Genomic DNA, 9362 nt, shown 5'->3' on the forward strand with positions numbered 1-9362 from the left:
ATATGACGAGCCTTGCTCCAGGATCGCGGCCGCCGCTTGCTGCGCCGATCGATCTGGCGGCCACACCTGCCCTTCGCAGCAAGACGCGGCCGCTCCGGTGGGGTCGCAGGCTCTATCTCACCGCCAATACCGGCATCCTCGCCTTCCTGCTGGCGCCGATCGCGATCGTGATCGTGTTCGCTCTGAACCCCACGCCTTTCATCCAGTTTCCGCCAGTCGGCGCCTCCTTGCGCTGGTTCGAGAAGTTTTTCGCCTCGCGCGACTTCATGCACGCGCTGCTCTTCAGCATCGAAGTTGCGGCCATGACCACGGCCGCGGCCACCGTGCTTGGCGCGTCGGCCGCGCTGGCGATCGCCCGCGGCAACCTGCCAGGCTCGCGGCTGATCGTGGCGACCATGCTGTCGCCGCTGATGCTGCCCGCGATCCTGACCGGTCTTGCACTGTTCCAGTCCTACGTGCTGCTCGATGTCGGGCGTCCCTTGTGGGGCCTCGTCGCGGGCCATACGCTGATGACGATTCCCTACGTCGTGCGCACCACGCTCGCGGTGTTGCATAATTTCGATGTCAGGCTGGAGGAAGCCGCGCAAAATCTCGGCGCCAGCCCCACCCGGGCCTTCTTCGAGATCACTCTGCCGCTGGTGAAGCCCGGCGTTCTGGCGGGCGCGATCTTTGCTTTCATCGTCTCGTTCGACCAGTTTCCGGTGTCGCTGTTCCTGGTCGCGCCGGGTAGCGAGACCTTGCCGATCACGCTGTTCAACTATCTGAAGTTCGATCTCGACGGCACCATCGGCGCGGCCTCGGTGGTCTCGATCCTGCTCGCCTTCATCGTCGTCATCGCGCTCGACCGCACCGTAGGTCTTCGCTCCTACGTCAAACTCTAAGGGAGATCCCGGACATGACCGCCTCATCGCGTCGTTTTCCTCTGAGCCGCCGCCGCCTGCTGACCGCGGCTGCGTCGCTCGGCGCCGGCGTTGTCGCTGCTCCCTATGTCGCGCGTGCGGACGAGCCCGTTCTCAACGTCACCGGCTGGGGCGGCAAATGGGGTGACGTGATGAAGGCCGAGATCGGCCCGGCCTTCGAAAGCGAGTTCAAGTGCAAGCTCAAGACCGACACCGCGCTGCCATTCCTGCCGAAGCTGCAGGCGAGTTCGCGCTCGGCTCCCATCTACGACGTGCTGCACACCAACTCCAACGAGCAGTGGGCGGCCGTGGAGATGGGTCTCGTCGAGCCCAAGGTCGACCCCAAGCTGGTTCCGAATATCGCCGACGTCTATCCTTACGCCGTCAGCGACAAGATCGTCGGCGTCTGCATCTTCACCAGCGCCATCGGTCTCGGCATGCGCACCGACAAGGGCTATGGGAGCGTCACGTCGTGGAAAGACTACTGGGACGCGAAATTCAATGGCGCGCGCGGCGGCTATGTGATCCCAGCCAATAGCCTGGGACAGGCGTTCGTGATGATGTGCGGCGCGCTGTATGGCAAGGGCCAGACCGACCTCGACGCCGCCTATGGAGCGCTGGAGAAGCTGAAGCCGATCAAGCTGGTCGACTTCACCGGCGCGATGGAGAAGCTGATCCTGTCCGGTGAGGTCGGCCTCGGCATCCTGCATGATTCCGGCATCTATCGTTACGACGGTCAGAACCAGCCGGTCGACTTCGTCACGCCGAACGAGGGCGTGCTGTCGCTCGAGCAAGTGCTGAGCATCACGCCCGGCAGCAAGGTGAAGGAGCTCGCCAACGCCTATATCAACTACATGCTGCGCCCCGAGGTCCAAAAGCGCCTCGCCGAGACGGTGTGGTATTCGCCGGCCAACAAGAAGGTCAAGCTCGACGCCAAGTATGACGCCAAGCTGCTGACGACGCCGGAGAAGGTCAGCAAGCTGATCCAGGTCGACTGGAAGTGGTACAATGCACGAAAAGACGAGATCGACAGCCGGGTCAACCGGATCTTCCGCGCATGAGCGCTGCCATCGAGATCGCCGCGGTCAGCAAGATCTATGACGGCGGCGTACGCGCACTCGATGCGGTTGCCGTGAACATCAGGCCTGGCGAGTTCTTTTCGCTGCTCGGCCCGTCCGGCTGCGGCAAGACCACCACCCTGCGCATGATCGCCGGCTTCGACAGCCCAAGCGCCGGCGAGATCCGCCTCGACGGCGCCGACATCACCCATGTGCCGGCGCACAAGCGCGACATGGCGATGGTGTTCCAGAACTACGCCCTGTTTCCGCACCGGACCGTGGCCGAGAACGTCGCCTTCGGCCTGCGCATGCGCAAGATCGACAAGGCGACGATTGCCGCGAAGGTGAAGGCAGCGCTGGCGATGGTTGAACTCGGAGGCCTGGAGAACCGCAGGCCGGCGCAACTGTCCGGCGGACAGCAGCAGCGCGTCGCGCTCGCCCGCGCCATCGTCATCTCGCCGCGCGTGCTGCTCTGCGACGAGCCGCTCGGCGCGCTCGACAAGAAACTGCGCCAGCAGATGCAGTTCGAACTCAAGCAGCTGCAGAAGACGCTCGGCCTCACCCTCGTGTTCGTCACCCACGACCAGGAAGAGGCGCTGGCCATGTCGGACCGTATCGCGGTCATGAACGCCGGCCGCATCGAGCAGATCGGTACCCCGGTCGAGATCTACGATCAGCCGCGAACGCGTTTCGTCGCGGATTTCATCGGCGACACCAACATTTTTCGCGGCCAGCGCGTGACCTTGGACAATGGCGTCGGCATAGCCGCCGGCAACGGTCTGGTGCTGGCCCTGGCGGACACGGTCGCAGCAGCCGAGGGCGAGGTTCTGTCGGTCGCGCTGCGGCCGGAGAAGATATCGGTGTCACCAGCCGAAGTGGCCGATGCCAAGCGGACGGGCATGTCCGTGCGCGGCACCGTCGACAGCACCAATTTCCTCGGCGGCGCGGTGCTGTACCGCATCGCCCTGGAGAGCGGACAGCACGTGCTGGCGCAACAGCCGAATTCCGGGGCTGGTCCGCTCCACGCGCCGGGTCAAACGGTCACGCTCGACTGGCGTCCGGCCGATCTCGTCATTCTCGAGGATTGATATTGTGAACGTTAAATTCTTATTCCCGCAGCAGTACCGTGCGCCGCAGTCACAGAGCACCGTCGAGGAGCTCGTGCCGTGAGCGCGGCCGGCATGGAGACGATCAGCCTCGACGACATCGAGTCGCTCGCGGTCGGCGCCTGGATCCTCGGCACCGGCGGCGGCGGCAGTCCCTATCTCGGCCTGCTCAACCTGCGCCGGCTCTATGCGGAAGGACATCGCGTGCAGATGATGTCGCCGCTCGACCTCGCAGACGACGACTGGGTCGCGGTGGTCTCCAACATGGGCGCCCCCTTGGTCGGGCAGGAACGGCTGGCCGACAGCCGCAGCATCGCGCGTGCGGTGCGCATGCAGGAGGAGATCAACGGCATCACATTTCGCGCCGTGATGTCGGTCGAGATCGGCGGCGGCAACGGCATGCAGGCGCTGATGGCGGCGGCGCATCTGAACATTCCCGTGGTCGACGCCGACTGCATGGGCCGCGCCTTTCCCGAGGCGCAGATGACGTCGGTCGCGATCGGCGACCTCAAGCCCTATCCCTGCACGCTCTACGATCCGCGCGGCATCGAGGCCGTCGTGACCAAGGTGCCGAGCTGGAAGTGGATGGAGCGCGCCAGCCGCAAGATCTGCGTCGAGATGGGCTCGATCGCCTCGACCAGCAAGGCGCCGCGCACCGGCCGCGAGGTCAAGGACTGGGGCATCCATTTCACCACCACCAAGGCCATCGCCATCGGCCGCGCGGTCGAGGCCGCCAACAGGAGCCACCACGATCCGATCGCGGCGATCCTCGATTGCGAGGGCGGGCAGCGGCTCTTCAATGGCAAGATCGTCGACGTCGAACGCCGCACCACCGAAGGATTTCTGCGCGGCAGCGCCGTGATCGAGGGCAGCGACGACGATCGCGGCACCCGGCTCAAGCTGTCGTTCCAGAACGAATGGATCGTGGCTTGGCGCGATGGCAAAGCCATCGCAATGTCGCCGGACCTGATCTGCGTGCTCGACAGCGTCAACGGCCACGGCATCGGCACCGAGACGGTGCGCTACGGCCAGCGCGTTACCGTGATCGCGCTGCCCGCACCGTCCGTGCTGACCAGCCCGCGCGGGCTCGAATTCGTCGGCCCGCGCGCCTTCGGCTATGACCTCGATTTCCGGTCGCTGTTTGCGACCCCTGGAGCTCCCTGAGAATGAAGCGGATTGGCATTGACGTCGGTGGCACCAACACCGACGCCGTCCTGATTGCCGACGACGAGGTCGTCCACTCCGTCAAGAGCGCAACCACCGCCGACGTCACCTCCGGCATTCTCGCCGCGCTCAGGGCGCTGCGAGAAAATCCCGCGGCGACCGTGCCGGTCGATGCGGTCGTGATCGGCACCACGCACTTCATCAATGCGGTGGTGCAACGGCGACACCTGCAGAGGATCGGCGCCATCCGAATCGGGATGCCCGCCTCCGCCTCGCTGCCGCCGTTCTGCGACTGGCCGGCCGATCTCGCCGCGCTGGTCAGCGCCGAGACCTTCATGCTCGAAGGCGGCCACGATTACGATGGCCGCCCCTTCATGCCGCTCGACACGGCCGGACTGAGGGCCGCCGCGCACGCGATCAAGGCCAAGGGCCTGCGCGCGGTCGCGGTCGCCTCGTCGTTCTCGCCGCTCGACCCGAGCTGCGAAAACACTGCGCGCGAGATCCTCGCCGAGATCTGCCCCGAGGTCGCCGTCACCTTGTCGCACGACCTCGGCCGCATCGGACTGCTGGAGCGCGAGAACGCCGCCCTGCTCAATGCCGCGCTCCACGACCTCGCGGTCACGACGGTCGCCGCCTTCCGCAAGGCGATCGCGGAGTCCGGCATCGATGCTCCGCTGTTCCTGACGCAGAACGACGGCACCGTGATGCAGGCGGAGATCGCGACCGCCTTCCCGGTCATGAGCTTCGCCTCCGGCGCCACCAACTCGATGCGTGGTGCCGCGTATCTCTCCGGCCTCGACGACGCCATGGTGGTCGACGTCGGCGGCACCACCAGCGACATCGGCCAGCTGCGCCACGGCTTTCCGCGCGAGGCCAACGCCGTCGTCGAGGTCGGCGGCGTCCGCACCCTGTTCCGCATGCCCGATTTGCTCTCGATCGGGCTCGGTGGCGGCAGCCATGTCGAGCAGGATCCGGTCCGCGTCGGCCCGCTCAGCGTCGGATACCGGCTGACATCCGACGCGCTGGTATTTGGCGGCGACCGTCTGACCGCGACCGACATCGCGGTCGCGGCGGGGCTGATCGACATCGGCGACAGATCGCGCGTCGCGCATCTGCCGAAAGGCCTGATCGACGCCGCGCTCGCCGACGCCCACCGCAAGCTCGAGGGCGACATCGACCGCATGAAGACCGAGGCCGGCGACGTGCCGCTGCTCGCGGTCGGCGGCGGTGCCTTCCTGGTGCCGGAGCGCCTCGCCGGCATCTCCAACATCGTCCGCGTCGACCATGGCGACTGCGCCAATGCGGTCGGCGCCGCCATCGCCCAGGTCTCCGGCGAGGCCGACCAGGTCTTCCGCGACCTGACCCGCGACGAGGCCATCGCCGCCGCGCGCGGCATCGCCGAGGCACGCGCCGTGCAAGCCGGCGCCGCCCCCGATACGCTCAAGACGGTCGACGTCGAGGACATGCCCATCGCCTACCTCCCCGGCAACGCGCTGCGCGTCCGTGTTCGCGTCGCCGGCGCCATCGCCGAGCCGACCATCGGCGCGGCGGCGTAGTCCATTGTCATCACGCCAGCTCGGCGATCCGCTCGACCCCGGCCTCCGCGCCTTGCGCCTTGGCCGCCGCCATCGAGCCGCCGAGGTCAATGCCCCGGCAGGCGTTGTCGACGACGATGGCCGCGAAGCCGAGCCGCCGCGCATCGACCGCCGAATAGTGCACGCAGAAATCGGTGGCGAGACCGACGAGAAAAACCCGCTTCAGGCCGCGCTCGCGCAGATAGCCGGCGAGGCCGGTGGGCGTGGTCTTGTCGTTCTCGAAGAACGCCGAGTAGGAATCGATCGCGGCACGAAAGCCCTTGCGGATGATGAGCTGCGCCTTGTCGGTCGCAAGATCGGCATGGAAGGCCGCGCCCGGCGTGCCCTGGATGCAATGGTCCGGCCACAAGGTCTGCGGCCCGTAGGGCATCGTGACGGACTCGAACGGCGTCTTTCCCGGGTGGCTCGAGGCGAACGAGCTGTGTCCCGCCGGGTGCCAGTCCTGGGTCAGGATGATGTGATCGAACTTCCCGCTCAGCCGGTTGATCACCGGCACCACGGCATCCCCGTCGGCCACGGCGAGCGCGCCGCCGGGACAAAAATCGTTCTGCACATCGATGATGAGCAGCAAATCCTCGTTGGCCTTGATCTGCATTCCGGTCTGCATCCGTTTCACGCGTACTCCGTCAAGGATGGCCCCAGCCCGCGGCAATCTCAAGCCGGACCGCCGAACAATCCGCGGCAAGCCAGCCCCTCCATTTTGGAATCCCTGCCCTGCAGGATGGGCCTGGAAACACCCGCCGATTCATGGATTCTCCCGGCGGGAGAGCGTGGCCGATGCAGACTGCCGTCACACACCATTCCAAGAGCCAGCGTCTCGAGCGCTGGGCGGTCGCCACCCTGCGCGAGGCCGGCGCGATCGTCGAATGCGAACAGCACGGCTGGATGCGCGAGCGCGGCGATCCGCATGCGCTGTCTCTTGCGCTTCGCATCGCACGCGACGATCCGCCACGCGGCTTGCGTAGCTCGGACGCGGTCGCGGCGATCGAGGACGTCCTGGCCGCGACCGGCGACACCTGCCCTGATTGTTCACGGCACGGAGAGCCGGAAGATCCGCCGCGATTCAAATAAGTGATTCCGCAGCTACCCCAAGATGCCCTAGCCTGAGGCCTCCAGCGGGAGACGCCATCATGCCGAATCATCCGGTCCCGTGGCTGCTGCGCAAGCCATGCCCGACCTGCGGTCGCGCGCTCGCGGTGCGCGAGGGCAAGGGCGGGCGCCGCGAGCTTACTTGCCCGACCTGCGATGGGCCCGATCCGCTGCACTCGCCCAAGGCGCTCCGCTGGGCGAGGGGATCGCTTCGGCCGCCGGAGCGGCCGAAGCAACATTGACGTCACTGGCGCGTAAGTTTGCGCTCGACTTTCTTGCGGCTGTTGCCGACCTTCTTGACCGCCTTCTTCACCGCGGACGCCGAGCGGCCGCTTTTCTTGGCTTCGTAGCGGACTTCGTAGTCCTGTCCACCCGCGACGCGGGCGCGATCCTGCTTGCGTCCGCGCGCTGACTTTGCGGTCGAGGCCTTCTTCTTCGTTGCCATGGTGCATCTCCTTCTCAGCGCGCAACGCGCGACCCATCGAAGCGGTTCCGCCGATGAGGAAGGCCCATCGCATCGATCAGCCGACGTCGAACTTGACGCCCTGCGCCAGTGGCAGGCTGCGGCCGTAGTTCACCGTGTTGGTGGCGCGGCGCATATAGGCCTTCCACGAATCCGAGCCGGACTCGCGGCCGCCGCCGGTCTCCTTCTCGCCGCCGAACGCGCCGCCGATCTCGGCGCCCGAGGGACCGATATTGACGTTGGCGATGCCGCAATCGGAGCCGCGCGAGGACACGAACAATTCGGCCTCGCGCAGATCATTGGTGAAGATCGACGACGACAGGCCCTGCGGCACGGCGTTGTGCAGCTCGATCGCGGCATCGAGATCACGATACGGCATCACGTAGAGAATCGGCGCAAAGGTCTCGCGCTCGACCGGGCCTGATTGCGCTTCGATCTCGACCAGCGCCGGCCGGACGTAATAGGCCTGCTCGAAGCCGCCGACGGCGACACGCTCGCCGCCGAACACGCGGCCGCCGTGATCGCGCGCGGCGCTCAGCGCGTCCTGCATGGCGTCGTAGGCGCCGCGATCGATCAGCGGGCCGATCAGGGTGCCCTGCTCCAGCGGATTGCCGATCGCCACCGAGGCGTAGGCCTGCTTCAGCCGTGGCACGAGCTGGGCGTAGACGTCGGCATGCACGAACAGGCGGCGCAGGCTGGTGCAGCGCTGGCCCGCGGTACCCATCGCCGCGAACGCCACGGCGCGCAGGGTGAGATCGAGGTCGGCCGTGGGCGTGACGATCGCGGCATTGTTGCCGCCGAGCTCGAGGATGGCGCGGGCAAAGCGGCCGGCAAGGCAGGCGCCGACGACGCGGCCCATGGCGGTTGAGCCGGTCGCCGACACCAGCGGCACCCTGGCATCGTCGACCAGCATCTCGCCGACCGTGCGGCCGCCGAGCAGCAGGCCGGCAAGCCCCTCCGGCGCCTCACCGCCCTCGCGGCGATAACGTTGCAGCGCGCGCGCCAGCAGCGCGTCGGTCGCGAGCGCGGTCAGCGGCGTCTTCTCCGACGGCTTCCAGACGACGCTATTGCCGCACACCAGCGCAATCGCCGCGTTCCAGGCCCACACCGCCACTGGGAAGTTGAAGGCGGAGATCACGCCGGTGACGCCGAGGGGATGCCAAGTCTCCATCATGCGATGCTCGGCGCGCTCGGTCGCGATGGTCAGCCCATAGAGCTGGCGCGACAGGCCGACGGCGAAGTCGCAGATGTCGATCATCTCCTGGACCTCGCCGAGCCCCTCGGAGACGATCTTGCCGGCCTCGATCGAGACCAGGCGGCCGAGCGCAGCCTTGTGGGCGCGCAGCTCCTCGCCCAACAGCCGTACCAGTTCGCCACGCTTCGGCGCGGGCACGAGGCGCCACTGCAAGAACGCGGCATGGGCGCGCGCGATCACCGCGGTCGCATCCGCCCTGGTGTCGTCGTGCACATGGGCCAACACCTCGCCGGTCACGGGCGAACGCGCGGCGCGCGTCCCACCGCGCAGCCGCTCCGGCGCAACGCCGAGCGAGGTCAGGATCTCGGCCGTTTCCGCAACGAGGGTCAGGGGCGATGCTTGGCTGGGCGACATATGCAACTCCGGATTGTCCCCCGCGCCGGTGCGCGCGAGACGTCATGAATGGTCCATCATAAACGCCCCCGTGTAGATCAAATCCGGCTGCGGCGCGAGCACCCGGGCGCTGGGCAAACGGCCACTGGGAAGGTCGCTCGTCGGCGCACGGAGGCGTCCTCCCGCTCGTTCTGCCTCGCGCGCGCCGGCTGAGCCTTCTGGCGCGCATCGCCGAGATCCCGCGACGCAGCGCGCCCGGGTTGATCGGATCGATGAGCCCTCGCGAAACACGAGGGCGCATGGAATGCCGGGAGCTGGCCGCCCCCATGGCCCGCCTGCGAAAAAAATGCAGGCGGCAGGAACCACAGGTTCAGCCGAGACATCCCGGCATTCCCCGCGC

At 67.2% G+C, this 9362-nt stretch carries 10 protein-coding genes; 7 read left to right on the plus strand and 3 right to left on the minus strand.

Annotated elements, in window-relative coordinates:
- The first annotated feature begins 2 nt into the window (after positions 1-2).
- From QX121_RS27605 to QX121_RS27625, 5 genes are all read left to right on the plus strand, one after another.
- Positions 3-881 (plus strand): ABC transporter permease, encoded by an 879-nt coding sequence (locus QX121_RS27605; RefSeq protein WP_315813539.1) that lies wholly within the window; start codon positions 3-5, stop codon positions 879-881.
- 14 nt (positions 882-895) lie between these two features.
- Positions 896-1960: an extracellular solute-binding protein gene (locus tag QX121_RS27610; protein WP_315813540.1), complete on the plus strand. Its 1065-nt coding sequence runs from the start codon at positions 896-898 to the stop codon at positions 1958-1960.
- Positions 1957-3045 carry an ABC transporter ATP-binding protein gene (locus QX121_RS27615; RefSeq protein WP_315740923.1) on the plus strand — a complete coding sequence of 363 codons (1089 nt, stop codon included), beginning with the start codon at positions 1957-1959 and terminating at the stop codon, positions 3043-3045. Before QX121_RS27610 ends, QX121_RS27615 begins: the two co-directional genes overlap by 4 nt.
- A gap of 93 nt (positions 3046-3138) precedes the next feature.
- Positions 3139-4227 carry a DUF917 domain-containing protein gene (locus tag QX121_RS27620; RefSeq protein ID WP_409999189.1) on the plus strand — a complete coding sequence of 363 codons (1089 nt, stop codon included), beginning with the start codon at positions 3139-3141 and terminating at the stop codon, positions 4225-4227.
- A gap of 2 nt (positions 4228-4229) precedes the next feature.
- The gene (locus tag QX121_RS27625) at positions 4230-5783 is read left to right on the plus strand and encodes a hydantoinase/oxoprolinase family protein (RefSeq protein WP_315813541.1); all 1554 of its coding nucleotides are present in this window, start codon (positions 4230-4232) and stop codon (positions 5781-5783) included.
- A 10-nt stretch (positions 5784-5793) separates the two neighbouring features.
- Here the strand turns inward: QX121_RS27625 and pncA are convergent, their stop codons facing one another.
- A complete protein-coding gene (gene pncA, locus QX121_RS27630; RefSeq protein WP_315782589.1) occupies positions 5794-6429 on the minus strand; it encodes a bifunctional nicotinamidase/pyrazinamidase in 636 nt (211 codons plus the stop codon).
- A gap of 170 nt (positions 6430-6599) precedes the next feature.
- On the opposite strand from pncA, the gene QX121_RS27635 reads away from it, so the two are divergent.
- Together QX121_RS27635 and QX121_RS27640 are read left to right on the plus strand one after the other, a co-directional pair.
- Entirely contained in the window at positions 6600-6893 is a 294-nt protein-coding gene (locus QX121_RS27635; RefSeq protein WP_315740926.1) for a hypothetical protein, read from the plus strand.
- Positions 6894-6952: 59 nt separating this feature from the next.
- Positions 6953-7153, plus strand: a complete 201-nt coding sequence (locus QX121_RS27640; protein WP_315740927.1) for a hypothetical protein — start codon at positions 6953-6955, stop codon at positions 7151-7153.
- A 2-nt stretch (positions 7154-7155) separates the two neighbouring features.
- Here QX121_RS27640 and QX121_RS27645 read toward each other — a convergent pair whose 3' ends face one another.
- A complete protein-coding gene (locus tag QX121_RS27645; protein WP_315740928.1) occupies positions 7156-7356 on the minus strand; it encodes a DUF3606 domain-containing protein in 201 nt (66 codons plus the stop codon).
- 76 nt (positions 7357-7432) lie between these two features.
- Positions 7433-8983, minus strand: coding sequence for an aldehyde dehydrogenase family protein (locus QX121_RS27650; protein WP_315740929.1), 1551 nt, complete (start codon positions 8981-8983; stop codon positions 7433-7435).
- Between the last annotated feature and the right edge of the window lie 379 nt (positions 8984-9362).

This window comes from Bradyrhizobium sp. SZCCHNR2028, from assembly GCF_032380995.1.
In the GTDB taxonomy this organism is placed as follows: Bacteria; Pseudomonadota; Alphaproteobacteria; order Rhizobiales; family Xanthobacteraceae; genus Bradyrhizobium.